The sequence below is a fragment of the Chryseobacterium balustinum genome (genome assembly GCF_900168205.1).
Lineage (GTDB): Bacteria > Bacteroidota > Bacteroidia > Flavobacteriales > Weeksellaceae > Chryseobacterium > Chryseobacterium balustinum.
Genome location: NZ_FUZE01000002.1, coordinates 306,313 through 323,790 on the forward strand (window position 1 = coordinate 306,313; position 17,478 = coordinate 323,790).

General features: G+C 33.8%; 16 protein-coding genes and 3 tRNA genes. 5 read left to right on the forward strand and 14 right to left on the reverse strand.

All coding sequences use genetic code 11. The features are described from left to right. Window positions 1-95: 95 nt before the first annotated feature. The 3 genes from glmS to B5X64_RS05000 are packed head-to-tail and all read right to left on the reverse strand — an operon-like array spanning window position 96 to window position 4,367. On the reverse strand, window positions 96-1,949 hold the full coding sequence (glmS, locus tag B5X64_RS04990) for a glutamine--fructose-6-phosphate transaminase (isomerizing) (protein ID WP_079464194.1): 1,854 nt from the start codon (window positions 1,947-1,949) through the stop codon (window positions 96-98). A gap of 37 nt (window positions 1,950-1,986) precedes the next feature. Continuing rightward, window positions 1,987-3,585 (reverse strand): DUF4270 family protein, encoded by a 1,599-nt coding sequence (locus B5X64_RS04995; protein WP_079464195.1) that lies wholly within the window; start codon window positions 3,583-3,585, stop codon window positions 1,987-1,989. An 11-nt stretch (window positions 3,586-3,596) separates the two neighbouring features. After that, entirely contained in the window at window positions 3,597-4,367 is a 771-nt protein-coding gene (locus B5X64_RS05000) for a glycogen/starch synthase (RefSeq protein ID WP_079464196.1), read from the reverse strand. Between the two features lie 168 nt (window positions 4,368-4,535). Here B5X64_RS05000 and panC point away from each other — a divergent pair, with 168 nt between their 5' ends. Continuing rightward, the gene (gene panC / locus B5X64_RS05005; RefSeq protein ID WP_079464197.1) at window positions 4,536-5,384 is read left to right on the forward strand and encodes a pantoate--beta-alanine ligase; all 849 of its coding nucleotides are present in this window, start codon (window positions 4,536-4,538) and stop codon (window positions 5,382-5,384) included. 90 nt (window positions 5,385-5,474) lie between these two features. Here the strand turns inward: panC and B5X64_RS05010 are convergent. The 3 genes from B5X64_RS05010 to B5X64_RS05020 form a co-directional block, all read right to left on the reverse strand. Further along, a tRNA-Lys gene (locus tag B5X64_RS05010) sits at window positions 5,475-5,547 on the reverse strand. An 80-nt stretch (window positions 5,548-5,627) separates the two neighbouring features. Next, window positions 5,628-5,710, reverse strand: a tRNA-Leu gene (locus tag B5X64_RS05015). Window positions 5,711-5,745: 35 nt separating this feature from the next. Then, window positions 5,746-5,818: transfer RNA gene (locus B5X64_RS05020), tRNA-Lys, on the reverse strand. 116 nt (window positions 5,819-5,934) lie between these two features. Between B5X64_RS05020 and B5X64_RS05025 the strand changes: the two genes are divergently transcribed. Beyond that, window positions 5,935-6,450: a shikimate kinase gene (locus tag B5X64_RS05025; RefSeq protein ID WP_079464198.1), complete on the forward strand. Its 516-nt coding sequence runs from the start codon at window positions 5,935-5,937 to the stop codon at window positions 6,448-6,450. Between the two features lie 15 nt (window positions 6,451-6,465). Here the strand turns inward: B5X64_RS05025 and B5X64_RS05030 are convergent, their stop codons facing one another. Continuing rightward, complete coding sequence (locus B5X64_RS05030) at window positions 6,466-6,903, reverse strand: RNA-binding S4 domain-containing protein (protein ID WP_079464199.1); 438 nt, start codon at window positions 6,901-6,903, stop codon at window positions 6,466-6,468. A 54-nt stretch (window positions 6,904-6,957) separates the two neighbouring features. On the opposite strand from B5X64_RS05030, the gene B5X64_RS05035 reads away from it, so the two are divergent. Continuing rightward, entirely contained in the window at window positions 6,958-7,701 is a 744-nt protein-coding gene (locus tag B5X64_RS05035) for a hypothetical protein (protein WP_079464200.1), read from the forward strand. 53 nt (window positions 7,702-7,754) lie between these two features. Here the strand turns inward: B5X64_RS05035 and B5X64_RS05040 are convergent, their stop codons facing one another. From B5X64_RS05040 to B5X64_RS05050, 3 genes are all read right to left on the reverse strand, one after another. Continuing rightward, window positions 7,755-9,257 (reverse strand): FMN-binding glutamate synthase family protein, encoded by a 1,503-nt coding sequence (locus B5X64_RS05040; RefSeq protein WP_079464201.1) that lies wholly within the window; start codon window positions 9,255-9,257, stop codon window positions 7,755-7,757. Window positions 9,258-9,313: 56 nt separating this feature from the next. Beyond that, window positions 9,314-10,660, reverse strand: coding sequence for a tRNA (N(6)-L-threonylcarbamoyladenosine(37)-C(2))-methylthiotransferase MtaB (gene mtaB, locus B5X64_RS05045; RefSeq protein ID WP_079464202.1), 1,347 nt, complete (start codon window positions 10,658-10,660; stop codon window positions 9,314-9,316). A gap of 66 nt (window positions 10,661-10,726) precedes the next feature. Continuing rightward, entirely contained in the window at window positions 10,727-11,317 is a 591-nt protein-coding gene (locus tag B5X64_RS05050; protein ID WP_079464203.1) for a DUF1572 family protein, read from the reverse strand. A gap of 70 nt (window positions 11,318-11,387) precedes the next feature. Between B5X64_RS05050 and B5X64_RS05055 the strand changes: the two genes are divergently transcribed. Continuing rightward, entirely contained in the window at window positions 11,388-11,747 is a 360-nt protein-coding gene (locus B5X64_RS05055) for a nuclear transport factor 2 family protein (protein WP_079464204.1), read from the forward strand. A gap of 49 nt (window positions 11,748-11,796) precedes the next feature. On the opposite strand, the gene B5X64_RS05060 is transcribed toward B5X64_RS05055, so the two are convergent. Together B5X64_RS05060 and B5X64_RS05065 are read right to left on the reverse strand one after the other, a co-directional pair. Next, window positions 11,797-13,893 carry a T9SS type B sorting domain-containing protein gene (locus tag B5X64_RS05060; protein WP_079464205.1) on the reverse strand — a complete coding sequence of 699 codons (2,097 nt, stop codon included), beginning with the start codon at window positions 13,891-13,893 and terminating at the stop codon, window positions 11,797-11,799. Between the two features lie 133 nt (window positions 13,894-14,026). Further along, window positions 14,027-14,824, reverse strand: a complete 798-nt coding sequence (locus B5X64_RS05065) for a hypothetical protein (protein WP_079464206.1) — start codon at window positions 14,822-14,824, stop codon at window positions 14,027-14,029. 198 nt (window positions 14,825-15,022) lie between these two features. Here B5X64_RS05065 and glgP point away from each other — a divergent pair, with 198 nt between their 5' ends. Continuing rightward, entirely contained in the window at window positions 15,023-16,687 is a 1,665-nt protein-coding gene (glgP, locus tag B5X64_RS05070) for an alpha-glucan family phosphorylase (RefSeq protein ID WP_079464207.1), read from the forward strand. A 117-nt stretch (window positions 16,688-16,804) separates the two neighbouring features. Here glgP and B5X64_RS05075 read toward each other — a convergent pair whose 3' ends face one another. Both B5X64_RS05075 and B5X64_RS22745 read right to left on the reverse strand, forming a co-directional pair. Further along, window positions 16,805-16,987 (reverse strand): DUF6496 domain-containing protein, encoded by a 183-nt coding sequence (locus B5X64_RS05075; RefSeq protein WP_079464208.1) that lies wholly within the window; start codon window positions 16,985-16,987, stop codon window positions 16,805-16,807. 12 nt (window positions 16,988-16,999) lie between these two features. Next, entirely contained in the window at window positions 17,000-17,464 is a 465-nt protein-coding gene (locus B5X64_RS22745) for a hypothetical protein (protein WP_079464296.1), read from the reverse strand. Window positions 17,465-17,478 lie beyond the last annotated feature (14 nt).

Below are 17,478 nucleotides of genomic sequence, written 5' to 3' on the forward strand. Positions count from 1 at the left end.
ATTAAGCCGTAAATATATAATTTTTTTAAGAAACTTTTAAGATTTTTTTTAGAATAACGAAAAAAACCTAAACTTATTTTATTTCCAAGTACTTTTTACTCTACAGTTACAGATTTTGCAAGATTTCTTGGCTGGTCTACATTGGCACCTCTATACACCGCTATGTAATAAGCTAATAATTGTAATGGTACTGAAGCTACTATTGGAGAAAAACATTCTGAGGTTTCAGGAATTTCAATCACATAATCAGCCATTGCACTTACCTGAGTATCTCCTTTATTTACTACGGCAATTACTTTACCTTTTCTAGCCTTAATTTCCTGTACATTGCTTACAATTTTATCATAATGACCTTTTTTTGGAGCAATGATAACTATTGGCATATTTTCGTCAATTAGGGCGATTGGGCCATGCTTCATCTCTGCAGCAGGATAACCTTCTGCATGAATGTAAGAGATTTCTTTTAATTTAAGAGCTCCTTCTAAAGCCGCAGGATAATTATACCCTCTTCCTAAGTATAAGAAATTGGTAGCATCGATGAAGTCTTTTGCGATATGCTGAGTAAGGTCATGCGTAGCTTCTAATACTTCTTCAATTTTTTTAGGGATCGCATCGAGTTCTGAGATAAGACTCATAAATTCAGCAGTTCCTAAGTTACCATTGTGATTTCCTAATTTTAATGCGATTAAAGAAAGGATAGTCAACTGAGCTGTAAATGCTTTTGTAGAAGCAACACCAATCTCAGGCCCTGCGTGAGTATAAGATCCGGCATCAGTAATTCTTGCAATAGAAGAATCTACGACATTACAAATACCATATATAAATGCACCTCTTTCTTTTGCTAATTTTAAGGCAGCCATCGTATCTGCTGTTTCTCCTGATTGAGAAATCGCAATCACGACATCTTTGTCTGTAACAATCGGGTTTCTATATCTGAATTCTGATGCGTATTCTACTTCTACAGGAATTCTTGCAAACTCTTCGATTAGATATTCACCGATAAGACCTGCATGCCAAGAAGTACCACAAGCAATGATAATAATCCTATTAGCATTTTTGAATTTTTCTACGTGATCCCAAATTCCTGCCATTTTAATAACTCCTTCATTTACAATAAGTCTTCCTCTCATTGTATCGTGGATAGATTTTGGCTGTTCAAAGATTTCTTTAAGCATAAAATGCTCATATCCACCTTTTTCTATTTGTTCTAAGCTTAATTTTAATTCTTGAATTTCAGGAATTATTTTAGAGTTATCATTGATTGTTCTGATGTCTACGCCGCCTTCCAAAGATATTGTTGCCATATGACCTTCTTCAAGATAAATAGCTTCTTTAGTAAACTCAACAAAGGGTGATGCATCAGAAGCAATAAAATATTCTTGATTTCCAATTCCAATTGCTAACGGAGAACCTAATCTCGCAACAACTAAAACCCCTGGATGGTCTTCGTGCATTACCGTAATAGCATATGCTCCATATACTTCGTTTAATGCATATCTTACAGCTTCAGGAAAATCTGTTTCAGAATTAAGGTCTGTAAAATACTGAATAAGATTAACTAAAACTTCTGTATCTGTTTCAGATTTGAAAGAAAAACCTTTCTCGGTAAGCATCGTTTTAATGGTATCATAATTTTCAATAATACCATTATGAACAAGTGCAATTTTTCCGTTATTTGAAACATGAGGATGTGAATTTCTATCACTTGGTACACCGTGAGTTGCCCAACGAGTGTGTCCCATTCCTATTTTGGAAGTTCCTTTTAAATTATTTGAAATATTGACCAAATCATCAACCTTACCTTTCGTTTTTTCAACGCTAAAGCTATTAGCTGTGTTTTCTAAAACAATTCCGGCACTGTCGTACCCTCTATATTCTAATCTTCTAAGACCATTGATAACAATATCATAGGCATCTTGAAAGCCTGTATAACCAACTATTCCACACATATTTTAATCCGGTGTTTTTTTTAAAGTATTCTTAGTTTTATTTTTTTGTACCGTAAGTAACGAGTAACTGAATTTTATTTTTATTTAAAGGATCAGAACCTACAAAGACGGTTCTTCCCATAGAAAATGCTCTTGAAGTATAGTTATACCCCGCAATAGGACTAGAAGCGCTCCGTAAAAACTTAGCAAGATCTATCTTGAAATATTTATCTTTATATTTATTATAAGTATCAGTTGATTCAACAATATCTTTTAAAGATCGAGTTACTGTAAAATCATAATGAGCAAGCTTCTTATCTGTATTGTAAGCTCTTATAGGAATAAAAGTGGCTCCTAAAGATGTATAATCTGTTGTAAATGCTGTCGTTTCTTTTCCGCTAGCATCTTTATTTTTTTGAACGATTGTGAAATCTTCGAAGGTTGGTTTAGAGTATGGGTTATCCCATTCTATTTCATCTGTATAAATTCTGATTTTTGCACTGATAATAGCTGCTTTCTCATCTTGATATAGCTTTTTCAATCTATCAATCTCTTCTTCTTTGAATTTTACACCAATAGAATTACCACCCATTCCTTGTGCATAGAGTTTTTGATCTCCTGTATCTTTGTTTCCAAAAGCAAAATCGTTAATCCTAGCTCCGCCTCTATTATATTCGTAATAGGCAGAATGCATATTAGTACCTTTCACAGCAAACTCATATTTTGTTTGAGGTCTAGTATTAACATTATCTACAAGCTTATCATTCTTATAATACATAAGCAACTCCATATCATTGGGAGTAAACTGGAATAAATAGCCATCATTATCAGTAACAGCAACTTTTAAACCTCTAAAATGTCTTATAAAATTAGAAACATCGCTTAGCTCAGGTTTACCTTTCTTGTCAATAATTTTAGACTGGAATAAAGAAGGAGACAACTGAATTCTTAAACCAGGAACTGATGCAGATGAAGGAAACAACTGACTATTATCCGAATCTTTTGTAATTGTTACAGAACTAACATTACCATCTTTAATTTCTTTCGAGCCCAAAAGCTCAGTGTATGTTTCAAAATCTTTATTAGAATAAACAATATCATTATATCCATTCATAAAATCTTTCACTTCATATACTTTCAAAGTAAGATTCTTTTTAGCTTTTCCAAATTTTGCAATAGGATATGTACTGACCACTTTTTTAGCATCTATATTTCCATCCGGATAAACATAATTTTCATCTGTGGTAGTAGCTTTAAGTGAATCTAAACGAGAAATAGGTTTAATAACCAAAACCACAGAATCTACCACCGCATTAGTTCCAAAATCAGGATCATAAGAAGGTAATCTCACCTGAGTAAAATAAGAAGCTCTCTGCATCCCAAACTGACTCTCATTAAAAGCACCCAAAACCGCTGTAGAAGAAGTCGAGCCAGAACTAATAAGATCTAATAATTTAAATGCATCTGTTCTTATTGTATCATTATTCTTAATATTATAGGCAATAAGATCATAAGAGGATTCTACTCCTTCTGCTGCACCATTCAAAAACAACTGTTCACCTAGAGAATCTGGTTCCGGTTCGCAGTTATAAACTAAAACACCACCTAAAACCATTACAGAAAGAATGGTGAAAACTTTTCTAATATTATAAATCATCAAAATGTATATTAATATAATTTACTGATAGAGTCTACATCAAGGTATTCAGATTTTGAAGTAGCGGTCTCATTAAAGCCTTTGTCAAGATCACCGTTCAAAAACTCATCACCTTTTACTACTTCGTCTACATAATTCATACTTTCAATAACAAAACTCTCGAAGCTCGGTTTATTTAACGCATTTAAATCTGAAATATTATCAAACTGCAATTTCTCACCTACATTTCCTGCCAAAGCTGCATCTTTCTCATTATATAATGAAAGTACAATTTTAGCATCTTTGAAGTAAGTATCAGATTTGTAGTATGTTTTTAAGTAAATAGGCACAAAAGAAGACATCCATCCATTTAAGTGAATCACGTCTGGAACCCAGTTTAGTTTTTTAATGGTTTCTATTACACCACGTGCAAAGAATATAGCTCTCTCGTCATTATCATCAAATGCTACTCCTGCATCATCAAAATAATATTGTTTTCTTTTGAAGTACTCTTCGTTATCGATAAAATAAACCTGCAGCCTCTCTCCTGGAAGTGAAGCCACTTTAATAATTAAAGGTTGATCTAAGTCATTGATAATAATATTCATCCCCGAAAGACGAATCACTTCATGAAGTTGAAATTTCCTCTCACTTATCTGTCCGAATCTTGGCATAAAAACTCTTACATCATTGCCTTCTTGGTGCATTTTAAGTGCCATTTTGTTTACCACCGCTGCTAAATTTGTATCTTCCTGATAAGGGTACATCTCTGTGGTAATGTACAGTATTTTCTGATTGGGCATATAATTTTTTATATAATTTTAAATAACGCTCTAATATGCAAAATTACGAAAAAACATTCAACATTATTCTAATTAACATTTTTTTACGATAGTTATTGAGATAATGCATAAAAACTCAAAATGAATATCTTAATATTTAGTATTTTTGAATTGTTATTAAAATAAACTATGGAAGTTCTAAAAAACAAAAAAACACTTCAGGATTTTATAGAAAGACAGAAGGAAATGGGCAAAAAAATAGGTTTTGCCCCTACTATGGGAGCTTTACACAATGGTCATTTATCATTGTATGAAGCTGCAAGGAAAGAAAACGATCTGGTCATCTCATCAATTTTTGTAAACCCTACACAGTTTAACAATGCTGAAGATTTGGAAAAATACCCAAGAGATACCGATCGCGACATCTCTATTCTTAAAACCTCAGGGCTTGTAGATGCTGTTTATCTTCCTCAAGTTGAAGACATCTATCCCGAAAAAACAGAGAGTCAACGCTATGATTACGATGGTTTAGAAAATGAAATGGAAGGAAAATCTAGACCCGGCCATTTTGATGGCGTAGGAACGGTAGTTGAAGAACTTTTCAGACAAGTAAAGGCAGACAATGCTTACTTCGGAGAAAAAGACTTTCAACAACTAGCAATCATCAAAAAAATGGTTGAAAAAAAACTACTTCCTATTAAAATAAAAGGAGTTTCCATCTACAGAGCAGAAAACGGCTTAGCTTTAAGCTCAAGAAACCAGCGCCTCACCGAAACAAGGAAAGATGAAGCTAAAATTATTTTCGAAACATTAATTAAGGTAAAAAAATTATTTAAAAATACTCCGGTTTTAAATATTAAGGAAAATGTGAATAAAATCTTTCACAACAAAAAAGACATGGAGTTGGAGTATTTTCTAATTGCTGACGAAAGTACATTAAAAGAAATTAACCAAAGAGAAGAAGAGAAATCTTACAGAGCATTTATTGTAGTTAATGTAGACGGAGTACGATTAATTGACAACATGCATTTGGATTGACATAAAAAATCAAAGGCTTCCTGAAGGAAGCCTTTGAACACCAAATCACAAAATATTAATATGAAAAAAATTTACTTTTCAGTAAACTTGTGACCCGGCTGGGATTCGAACCCAGGACCCATACATTAAAAGTGTATTGCTCTACCAGCTGAGCTACCGAGTCGGTCACATTAAATTAACGAGGACAAATATAAAATTTATTTTATAAAATATCAACTATTAATTAAATATTTTTTTCTGCTGTGCCTGTGACTGGATTCGAACCAGCACATCCTTAGGAAACCACCCCCTCAAGATGGCGTGTCTACCAATTTCACCACACAGGCAACAAAATTACAAAAATCTAGTAATTTTTCGCTAGTGACCCGGCTGGGATTCGAACCCAGGACCCATACATTAAAAGTGTATTGCTCTACCAGCTGAGCTACCGAGTCGGTCACTATATTATCAAGTTTTTACTGTTAAGTAATATCCTTGTTTTCAGTGGTGCAAAGATATAACTTTTTTCGTTATCTCAAAATTTTTTTGCAAATTTGTTTAAAATAATTTCATGATAATTTCACTGGTAGGCTACATGGGAAGTGGTAAATCTCACATTTCCAAAATATTAAATGACAAAATAAATTTTAAATTAATTGACCTCGATAAAGAGATTTCTAAGCGAAAAAAATTAACCATTCCCGAAATATTCGATAAAATGGGAGAAATTCACTTTAGAAAATTAGAAAGAGAAACTTTGGAGGAGATTTTAGCCTCTCAAGAAAATATCGTTTTGAGCCTGGGAGGCGGAACTCCGGTCTATTATAATAATATGGAAATTATTAATAATAGTTCGAAGAGCTTTTTTTTGAGAGCTTCTATTGCTACTTTGGCAGAAAGAATTTCAAAACAAAAAGAAAAAAGACCTTTAATTGCAAAAATATCTGATGAAGATCTCCCGGAATTTATAGCCAAACATTTATTTGAGCGAAATGTATTTTACAGTAAAGCTCAATTTAGCATAAACACAGATAATAAAAATCCTGAAGACATTATTCAGGAGATAATAGAAAAGCTCTATCTCTAGAGCTTTTTCTTTTAATTAATCATTGGTTTCAGAATCGTTGCCATCTTCACCAAAAAAATCGTCCCAATCTGTAAAATCAGCAGTCACATCATTTTCTACATAATCATCCATTTCTCTCCTGTCTTTTTTAGTAGGTCTTCCTTCGCCTCTGTTTCGGTAGTATTCCTGAGACATTTTTCGCATCATTAAGATTTCGTATTGATCTTTATCAGTTACGTCTTTAATATGAAGTGATACCAATTTTGCCCCTATTCTACTTTTAGGGATTTGTAATACTTTAATTTTATATTCGATTTGATTTTTACGAATTTTGATAACATCTCCTTCTTTTACTTCTTTAGAGGACTTCACAGTCGAAGACCCAATAGAAACCCTGTTCTTTTTTATTTCATCTGCAGACACCGATCTTGTTTTATAAAAACGAATGCTCCATAAAAATTTATCTATTCTCATATTTTTTTATACTTTTGTCGTTATATTATTTGTAAAGTAATTAAAGTTTTTGAAATGAAAAAAATATTTTTGTATATCCTTGCAGGATCGTTGTGTTTCACAGCTTGTAAAAAGGATGATGAAGTGGAGACTTTTGTAGAGCCCGAAGACATCAATGTAAGAAATTCTTATGACGAGCAGGCTATTCAGAAATTTATGGATAACAACTACCTAGATTCGCAGGGAAACATAAAAGCTTTCAGCAGTACAGATACAGCTGACGACAATGAGAAAAAACTCTCTCAGCTAGACCCTAAGACACTTCCTTCCGGAGTTATTTATATCAAAAGAGCCGGAGCTCAACCAGAAGACAGCAATCCCCCTGTAACAGGTGTTACCATGCAAGACTCTACGCAAATCACTACGATGATGAGAGCTAATTATTATCTTGCTACAGAAACAGACGGAAATATTTCGTTTGGGAATGCAGGAGTTCTTTTAAATACGATTAACGGAAGCGGTTCTCCAGTAATTGATCCTTTGTTTTATTTTGTGAAAAAAAGTGTAAGAACTGCCGCTGAAAAAAACAGTGATTATTACGAGATTGAAGGCCTTAGAGAAGGTTTAAAATACTTTAAAGGTTTTGAAAACTTACCACAAGGAAATCCTTATAATTTGCAGGGAGTAATTATTGTTCCGTCTAAAGCAGCTTTTGCAAGAGATTTACATTACAATTATACCGGACTTTCTCTACAAAACTATAGTTTTGTTTTTAATTTTCAAATTTATAAAGCAAACTTAAGACCTACTGGTCAATAGTCTAAAACCAAAATAAAAAAAGCGCTTCAAAATATTTTGAAGCGCTTTTTTATTTATCTCACATTTCCTAAAATATCCGGGAAATATTTATCTGAAAGATGCTCAAACTCATCACCTCGCATAAACATACTGGCATCAACTTCCTCATAAGAACTTCTTCCTGCAGCAGCAATTAATTCGTTACACGTGTGTAAAGTATTTTTATGGAAATGATATACTCTTTCTGCTTTATCGGTTACATCAAGCCCTTTAATCAACATTTTATCCTGCGTTGCCACACCCGTCGGACAATTGTTGTTATTACATCTCAAAGCCTGAATACAGCCAAGAGAAAACATAAATCCTCTTGCATTGTTACACATATCTGCACCCATTGCAACCGCTCGCAAAATATCTAAACTTGTAAGAACTTTTCCGCTTGCTATTACACGTAATTTATTTCTAAGATTATAATTTCTCAACGTACGATTGACAAATATTAAAGCTGGTTCCAAAGGCATCCCTACTCCATCCGAAAACTCCGGTGGTGCAGCTCCGGTTCCTCCTTCTGCTCCGTCAATGGTTATAAAATCCGGATAGATTTTCAAAACATTCATCTGAACGCAAATATCTTCAAATTCTTTGGTATCACCGATACACAACTTGAAACCAACAGGTTTACCACCAGAAAGTTCTCTCAGTTGCTGTACAAACCTCAACAATCCTGCAGCATCAGAAAAAGATGAATGGGATGGCGGAGAAATAATAGTCAGACCAGGTTGTACATGACGTATTTTAGCAATCTCAGGAGTATTTTTTACACCCGGTAAAACTCCACCATGACCGGGTTTTGCACCTTGAGATAATTTAATCTCAATCATTTTTACACTTGGAAGAGTAGAATATTTTGTGAATAATTCAGGATTAAATTTCCCTTCATCATCTCTGCAACCAAAATATCCGGTTCCTATTTGCCAGCATAAATCGCCTCCTTCCAAATGGTGAGGAGAAATCCCCCCTTCTCCTGTATTATGATAAAAATTCCCTTTTTTCGCTCCTTTATTTAGCGAAATTTGAGCTCTGTCACTCAATGCACCAAAACTCATGGCTGAAATATTAAACAATGAAGCATGATAAGGCTGAGTACACTGTTCACCTCCTACCCAAACTCTCGGAAGTTCTTCTTTTGGAGATTTAGCATAAATAGAATGCTTAATACCCTCATATTTTCTGTGATTTACTTCTAACTGAGTTCCAAAAGGAACGGTGTCGCTGATATTTTTTGAACGTCTATAGACTGCGGAACGCTGATTTCTGGGAAATGGCTTTCCATCAGTTTCTCTTTCAATGAAATACTGCTGCATTTCAGGTGAAATACCTTCAAAAAAGTACCTGAAATATCCCAAAACAGGGAAATTTCTCAGAATTGCATGTTTTGATTGGTAAGAATTATAGACTCCTAATGCATAAATTGCTGTTAACAGCGTAGGAATCCAGTAATGTGCTTTGATCAGTAACGCAACAATCCATGTTGCAGCTACCAATACAATTCCCCAAGATAAGAACTTATCTCTCATAAGAATATATATTTAAAACGTTAAAGATTAAATGTAGTGGAAATATAGCAAACAGACTAAGCTTTTGCTAAAAAACTTTCGTAAGACGATTGCACAGAAACCGTGCCATCTGACAGGATTTTTTCTAAATTTAGAAATTCAATTTGATTTACTGAAGCCTGGTCAAAATCTTTCTGCACCCTCACATAGTTTTCTGTGAAGCCGTACATTTTGCCGTCTTTATTTTCGTGCTCCCAAAGAACGGGAAGCGTTTTTCCTAATTGAGTCTGATAAAATGCCATTTTTTTCTTTTCAGAAAGAATTCTAAGCATTTTATTTCGTTTTTTTCTTTCCGGAATAGGAACAACGCTCTGCATTCCTACCGCTTCTGTATTTTCTCTTTCAGAATAAGTAAATACATGAAGATATGAAATTGGTAGATTATTCAGGAAATTATACGTTTCCATGAATAATTCTTCTGTTTCACCAGGGAAACCAACAATAACATCTACACCAATTGCCGCATCGGGCATTACTTCGCGGATTTTATTAACCCTATCGTTATACAACTTGGTAAGATAACGACGTTTCATTTTTTTCAATAACTCATCACTTCCCGATTGCAAAGGAATATGAAAATGCGGTACAAAGCTTTTACTTTTAGAAACCAATTCGATGCTTTCATCTTTTAAAAGATTGGGTTCAATTGAAGAAATACGAATTCTTTCGATGCCTTCCACCTGATCAAGTTCAGAAATTAAATCTAAAAAAGTATGCTCATGTCTTTTGTTTCCGAACTCACCTTTACCGTAATCACCGATATTTACACCGGTTAAAACGATTTCTTTGATGTCTCTTTCGGCAATTTCTTTGGCGTTTTTCAGAACATTTTCGATAGTATCTGAACGGGAAATACCTCTTGCTAAAGGAATTGTACAATAGGTACATTTATAATCGCAACCATCCTGAACTTTCAGGAAAGCTCTGGTTCTGTCCCCGATGGAGTAACTTCCGATAAAAAAATCAGTTTCTTCAATTTCACAAGAGTGTACAACACCTTCGCTTTCAGATTTTTCTAAATCATCCAAATAACTTAGAATATTGAATTTTTCTTTGGCTCCAAGAACCAAATCTACCCCAGTGATCTGTGAAATTTCTTCAGGTTTCAATTGTGCATAACAACCTACAATCACCACCAAACCTTCAGGATTGGCTTTTATGGCTCTTTTTACGTGAAGTTTACATTCACGATCGGCGTTTTCAGTAACCGAACAAGTATTGATGACATAAATATCGGCTCTATCATCAAACCCCACCTTATCATAACCTGCATCTGTTAATTGACGGGCAATAGTAGATGTTTCCGCAAAGTTTAATTTGCAGCCAAGGGTATGAAATGCGGCAGTCTTATGAAAGTGAGACATTTATTTTCCTGAATTTTCTGGGTGCAAAGGTAATCAAATTTAATATAAATTTTAAATTGATTTGGTCTATAATTTATAATCATCTCGTACATCAGGAGTATTTTCAAAACAAACAGGAGAAGAATTAAGGTCTGTCTCCTCTTTTGTAAACTTATTTTTCATTTCATTATTGAAATCCGACGATTTGTTTCTTGCGATAGAAAGCGTTTTCCAATCTTCATTTTTCATCATTTTAGCAATAAAAACAATCTGACCAATATGATAAGGATAATGCGCCAATTGTCTGAAAACCGCATCAATCACCGAATGAGCCTCGTTTCTGATATAAATTGTAGAATATAAATTTACATCATTAATTTGATTCAAAGCATCAAAAAGGCATTTCCAACCTTTTTCCCAATATTGCAAAACCTCATCTTTCGTTTTAAAAGTATTCACAAATTCTTTATCACGGTTTCGCCAGGATTTCTCACCGTCTTCCGTTAAAAAATTCGTCCATCTTGACAGCATATTTCCTGCAACATGTTTTACAATCACCGCAATGGAATTACTTTCTTCATTGAACTGCCAGAAAAATTGTTCGTCTAAAAGCTGCTCAAATGATTTATCGCCGAGCATTTTATAATATTCAAATCTTTTGATGAATAAATCTTTCATGATCAATGTTTAGTATTTTATTTAAAACCAATTTAGCATTTTTCACGTATATAAATGTAAATTGCAACCTATGAATTGTAAGATCAGCCATTTTATGCAGGATTTAAATTCTTTAAATGTTGAAAAGCTTGAAAAATGGTTTACTGATGAAACTGTAATTTGGATTCCGCCAGCGAAAGAAATTTCAGGAAAGAGCAGAATCTTAGCATTATTCAGAGCTATTTTCAGACGATACGAAAAGATCGAGTGGAATGTTTCGGAAATTTTCCATTTGGGAAACAACAAATATTTTTATCAGACTACTTCTTCAGGAAATATGAGCGGTAAAGGAACTTATTTAAACGAAATATGTACCGTTGTACAGTTTTCAGAATGCGGTAAAATACTTTATCTCTCAGATTATTTTAAAGATACCAAAGCTTTTAATTAACAAAAGCCATCTTAGAAAGGATGGCTTTTGTTATATATAATCATTAATTCTATTCTCTATTCTTCAGTAACACCCAACCTGAGTATTTAATCGGGGTATTTTTTTTGTCATTCTCATTCCATGATACAGAATACCAGTAATTTCCGGTAGGAACTCTTTTATTACCAGCAGTACCATCCCATTTATAATGATTTAATTTATCTGCCTGGAAAATTTTGTTTCCGTATCTGTCGAAGACATTAAAAATTAAATTTTGTTTATGTGCCAATGCAGAATAATCTATTACATCGTTGATGCCATCTCCGTTTGGTGTGATAACATTCACTAGATTTGGGACAACAATTTCTATTTCTATTGGCTCACAATCATAGGCATCTTTTACATAGATTTTATGATCACCTCTTTTCACATTCGCAAATACATTAGAATCTTGCCAAACACCGCCATCTATTGAATATCTGTAAGGAGCTTTTCCTCCATTTACATTTACTGTTACTGTTGTGTTAGAAATATCAACACTTGTAATGACAGGCTGTTCTGAAGCATATACTTTTACACTTTGCAGAGCGATACAATTTCCTGTTTTTAATTTTACCCAGTAAGTTCCTACGCCTACACTAGAAATAGTTTGCGTTGTAGCACCAGTACTCCATTCATACCCATCAAATCCTACGCCTGCATCCAAGGTGGTTTTATCTTCTATACAAATTATTTTATCTTTTAAAACCGAAGAATACACCGGAGGAATAACTTCTAATTTAATTTTTGCAATCCCATAGCATCCATTTCCATCAATAACTTTTACATACACTACTCCATTTGGAGAAATATAGGTGGTAAAGTTTGAAATGATGTTAGTCCCGTTTATGGCATCTGTAAGAGAGGGGTAATATTTTTTTGTAGTCCCAGTCTGAGCGGTCACAGAAGCAGTTGTAAGATCAAAAGAAGCCGTTTTAAGATTAACATCAAATGTACAAGCTCTTAATGTAGCATCATTTACGATAACTTCAGGGTAAAAAAGCATTGTAATTACGGCATTATCAGAACAACCATCTGTTGTTTGTACATGCGCATAAACAATTCCTTCAGCTGACACATGCTGACTAGGGTTAGCAATTTGTCCTGTTCCTGCATTTAGATCAGCCAAGGTTAAGTAATAGGTTATCGTTACATTTCCTCCGCCAAAAACATTCGCTGTGGTTAAGTTAAAGGTTCCCTGACCTTTTTTATTATTGTTACACGCAAAAATTGTTGCGTCATTCGCTGTAATATTTCCTAATTTAAATTTAAAAGCACCGATTTGTCGGCAAGAATTAAGTGCATTATTAGGACTCGCTGGATCTTGATAATGAATACTATAATAATAAGTTGTCGTTGTATTCACAATTAAAGGAGCAGTAATAGGACTTGCTCCCGAAAGCGCATCATTCTGTGATGTATGATAAGAAACAACAAAATTTGGGTTTCCATTTAAGATTCCTGGAGTAAGTGTACTGAAATCAAACAAAGCGGGACTTGAACAAATAAGAATCTCACGCGGATCATTCGGGTTAGCAGCAGGAATTCCTGGTGGTACAAATGGATTTGGCTGTAATACAGGATCCGTAAAAGGAGAAGCTAAAGTAGCCGTTCCGCCCCAAGTTAGAGAAAAAGGAGCTGTTGTACTTCCACCTGCTCCAACCCAGTTATCTAAATATAAATAATACGTTTCTCCTGCAACTACATCTAAATACCGACAATAAGGAGTAGTAGAACCTCCTGCAGCACTTAATATCGTGCTCGTCATATTCAATCCTGTGGAAGCACCCACTCCTATTACCGTTGCTGCATTACATCGAATAGGCGCACCTAAACTTGCACATGTAACATTTGGCCCATACATCGCCCAATCATAATCTGCATTGGGATTGGTAGGAACCAAATCAAAAGTAAGTGTACCTCCGGTTGCAATCGTTAATTTATACCATATTGAATTGTGTTCTCCTTCTGTGAGGCAGCCCCCCAATGTTTCATCAACCAAACCAATTCCTGTGGGATTGTACGTGATATTAGAATTTCCACAAACCGCTAAAGCAGTAGAGCAATCTGCCTGCGAGTAAAACGTTTGTGAAATACAAAAAAGAATAAATAATAGAGTTTTTTTCATGTCTTATTTGATTATTAGTTAAAGTATACCAAATGTACTTAAATTTAATTAATATCACCAAATATTGACAAAAATCAAATTTTAATCAATAAAACAAACATATAATTATATTATTTATATCAATTTTCAAAAACTATTTGATATTAGTCATATTACCACAAAGGTTTTCGAGATGGAAAATCTTATGGAAAGGGCTTTTCACCTGATTTAAATGTTCGCTATCTTGAATGAAAGTATATCTTGATGCAATAGAATTCATATCTGAGACAATAACCAGCCAACATTCATCTACAGAAGTATCATAATAAGGGAATTTTTCATTCTTTTTTTCAATCAGCTCAATGATTTTCTCAGAACACAGCTCATCAAAGAGACTCATATTATATTCATAGGTGATAAAAACATTTCTACGGTGAGAAGATTTTCTGATATTTTTCACACAACCGATTGGTTTTCCTTTTTTAATGCTTTTATAGATGTTTAAAATAATTTCCTCCTGATATTCGAGAGAATCAAATTTAATATTTGAATGAAATTCTAAAAAATAAACACCACGATATTTCGTAGTGTCTTCTTGTTCGAGTAATATTTCTGCCTGACGGAAAATCTTGTTCAAATTACTTTCCACCTTTTTCATTTCAAGATGATTGATTACTTCCGTTAATTCTATTCCTATCTTTTTTTCGTTAAGAGTGGCGATAAAATCCGGACTTTCGCAGGTAAGATTTTCAAAGGTAACTTCCGGAAAATGGTGCATAAAAGAGTTAAGCAATAAAATTTCTGCTTTTTTCTTATATTTTTCACGGTCATGAAGTTTTGATTCATCAATCTTTTGGTGATATTTTTCCATCGGTTTTTTTTTCAAATGCCGATTGAGATGATACAGGCTGAGATTTTTTATTAAATCTTCATCAGAAAATGCTCTTTTCATGTGTGGCCTTTTAAAAGTTAATAATGACACATGTTTTCACGGTTCAAACTGAAAGCTTTTGATAATCAAAAATTTACACTTAAAGGTAGTTAAAAATAAGATTCAAAAGTCTCTTTTAAAATAATTTATTATATAATTAATGCAGAGTTTGTTTTCTTAATCGATACCTTTACTTTGTTTAACACAAACAATGATTCTATGGATTTCAGAAATTATAAGATACCTTTCAGCATCAACCCACAATACTCTAAAAAAGTAGCCTACTTTTCAATGGAATTTGCTCTGGAGCAGGTTTTAAAAATATACTCCGGAGGTTTGGGATTCTTAGCTGGGTCACACATGAGAAGTGCATACAATCTTAATCAGGATCTTATCGGGATCGGAATTCTATGGAAATTTGGATACTATGATCAGGCAAGAAATCACGATCAGACTTTGCAGCCTACATGGACCAGAAAGATGTACAGTTTTCTTGAAGACACCGGTATAAAATTTCAAATTGAAATACACAGTGCTCCGGTTTGGGTGAAAGTCTGGTATCTCGATCCTGAAATTTTCAACACCGCACCGATGTTTTTCCTTTCCACAGACGTACCGGAAAATGATCACATCTCTAAAACGATTTGCCACAGATTGTACGACGCCAACGAATCTACAAAACTCGCACAATATATCCTTCTTGGAAAAGGCGGTGCAAAACTTTTAGATGAAATGAATATTGACAGAGATGTTTATCATCTTAATGAAGCTCACGGGCTTCCGGCTGCATTTCATTTATTAAAAAAATACAACGGAGACATTCAGAAAGTAAAAGAAAAACTGGTTTTTACGACACACACTCCCGAAGAAGCAGGAAATGAAAAGCACAATCTGAAACTATGTTACGACATGTCTTATTTCTCAGGTTTAAGCATGGAAGAAGCAAAAACAATTGAAGGTTCCGACGGTGAACTTTTCAATCACTCTCTTTGCGCATTGAAAATGGCAAGAATAGCAAACGGTGTTTCAAAACTACACGGTGAAGTTTCCAGAGCGATGTGGAGTAAATATCCCGGAATTTGTGAAATAAAATCGATTACCAATGCTCAGGAATTCAAATATTGGGGCGACAAAGAGCTTTACAATTCTAAAGACGAAAAAAACGATACTCTTTTTGATTATAGAAAGAAAATTTTAAAGAAAAGATTATTCAAAATTGTAGCCGATCAAACAGGAAATTTATTTGATCCCAATATTTTCACAATCGTTTGGGCAAGAAGATTTGCGGGTTATAAAAGAGCAGATTTGCTTCTGCAGGACAAAGAAAGATTCAGGAAATTACTCAACAATCCTAAATATCCGGTTCAAATTATTTGGGCAGGAAAACCTTATCCGATGGATTATTCTTCGATTTCCACATTCAATGTTTTGGTGGAAGAAAGTAAAAATCACAAAAACATGGCGGTTTTAACGGGGTATGAATTGGCTTTAAGTAAATCTTTAAAGCAAGGTTCAGATTTATGGTTAAATAATCCTAGAGTTCCGAGAGAAGCTTCTGGTACATCAGGAATGACTGCTGCAATGAACGGCTCAGTAAATTTGTCTACAGACGACGGCTGGATTCCTGAGTTTGCAAAACACGGTGTAAATTCTTTTGTTGTTCCGAAAGCAGATTTTGAGAATATGAGTATTTATGAGCAAGACCGATACGATTTCAACAAATTATATGAGCTTCTTGAAAACGAAATTCTTCCAACTTATTACGATCAACCTGATAAATGGAGAAAAATACAGCAGAATTCTATGAAAGATGTAAAACAAAATTTCAACAGCGATAGAATGGCAGACGAATATTACAATATCTTATATAATCATAAAGCATAAGCTGTAAAAATTGTGCAACTATGTTATGAGCATAAATTGTTTTAAAAGTAGCATATTAAACTCACTATAAATAAAAATCGGTTTGAATACTTCGAACCGATTTTTGTTTAATCTTTTTTATTTTTTCTGTTTTGGAACTTTCAAACCAGCTTCTTTAGCTTCAGAAATACCGATTGCAACGGCTTGTTTTCTGTTAGTTACTTTATCACCTGAAGAAGATTTCAATTTTTCTTCTTTGAATTCTTCCATCACTTTTCCTACTTTTTTCTGAGCTTTTTCAGAATATTTTATCTTGCTCATCCTATTTAGTTTTTAAAGTTTTGATTTCGAAACCCCAATTTCATAAACACAAGCGTGTTTCAGATATTTTGATCGCTCTCTTGAAGTTACCGATTCTAAATGATCGTTTTTAATAACGATAATAGGATCCTCTTCATTTTCGAGTTCAAAATTGGCAAAATATCTTTCTTCGGGACCAGTTTTATCCATACTTGCTTTTATCTTCTGAAGTTCACCTGCATATTGTTTAAAACCGGGATCAGAAGAATGTATAAATTTGTATTCAGGACCTGCTTCTACAAAATAGTGCAGTTTTTTCTCAATAATTCCTGCTTCATTAGTAATCTGAGGATTGTCGTTTCCATCTTTAAAGGCAATCTCTACCAATTCTCCACCTTCTTTTTCTACATAAGTTTCAGCTTCATTAAAATTTGAAAATCCTGTAATTACCACTTGATCTTTCAGGTCATAACGGTTAAGTTTTTTATTAGTTTCCATAATTATTTTTCTTT

What these genes read in the sequence shown, in the direction of transcription:
- B5X64_RS05075 (WP_079464208.1), bottom strand. Translation starts at nt 16,987, where the DNA reads ATGAGCAAGATAAAATATTCTGAAAAAGCTCAGAAAAAAGTAGGAAAA.
- B5X64_RS05035 (WP_079464200.1), top strand. Translation starts at nt 6,958, where the DNA reads ATGAAAAAAATATTTTTGTATATCCTTGCAGGATCGTTGTGTTTCACA.
- B5X64_RS05065 (WP_079464206.1), bottom strand. Translation starts at nt 14,824, where the DNA reads ATGAAAAGAGCATTTTCTGATGAAGATTTAATAAAAAATCTCAGCCTG.
- B5X64_RS05060 (WP_079464205.1), bottom strand. Translation starts at nt 13,893, where the DNA reads ATGAAAAAAACTCTATTATTTATTCTTTTTTGTATTTCACAAACGTTT.
- B5X64_RS05030 (WP_079464199.1), bottom strand. Translation starts at nt 6,903, where the DNA reads ATGAGAATAGATAAATTTTTATGGAGCATTCGTTTTTATAAAACAAGA.
- mtaB (WP_079464202.1), bottom strand. Translation starts at nt 10,660, where the DNA reads ATGTCTCACTTTCATAAGACTGCCGCATTTCATACCCTTGGCTGCAAA.
- B5X64_RS04995 (WP_079464195.1), bottom strand. Translation starts at nt 3,585, where the DNA reads ATGATTTATAATATTAGAAAAGTTTTCACCATTCTTTCTGTAATGGTT.
- B5X64_RS05025 (WP_079464198.1), top strand. Translation starts at nt 5,935, where the DNA reads ATGATAATTTCACTGGTAGGCTACATGGGAAGTGGTAAATCTCACATT.
- B5X64_RS05050 (WP_079464203.1), bottom strand. Translation starts at nt 11,317, where the DNA reads ATGAAAGATTTATTCATCAAAAGATTTGAATATTATAAAATGCTCGGC.
- glgP (WP_079464207.1), top strand. Translation starts at nt 15,023, where the DNA reads ATGGATTTCAGAAATTATAAGATACCTTTCAGCATCAACCCACAATAC.
- B5X64_RS05000 (WP_079464196.1), bottom strand. Translation starts at nt 4,367, where the DNA reads ATGCCCAATCAGAAAATACTGTACATTACCACAGAGATGTACCCTTAT.
- B5X64_RS05040 (WP_079464201.1), bottom strand. Translation starts at nt 9,257, where the DNA reads ATGAGAGATAAGTTCTTATCTTGGGGAATTGTATTGGTAGCTGCAACA.
- B5X64_RS05055 (WP_079464204.1), top strand. Translation starts at nt 11,388, where the DNA reads ATGAATTGTAAGATCAGCCATTTTATGCAGGATTTAAATTCTTTAAAT.
- glmS (WP_079464194.1), bottom strand. Translation starts at nt 1,949, where the DNA reads ATGTGTGGAATAGTTGGTTATACAGGCTTTCAAGATGCCTATGATATT.
- panC (WP_079464197.1), top strand. Translation starts at nt 4,536, where the DNA reads ATGGAAGTTCTAAAAAACAAAAAAACACTTCAGGATTTTATAGAAAGA.
- B5X64_RS22745 (WP_079464296.1), bottom strand. Translation starts at nt 17,464, where the DNA reads ATGGAAACTAATAAAAAACTTAACCGTTATGACCTGAAAGATCAAGTG.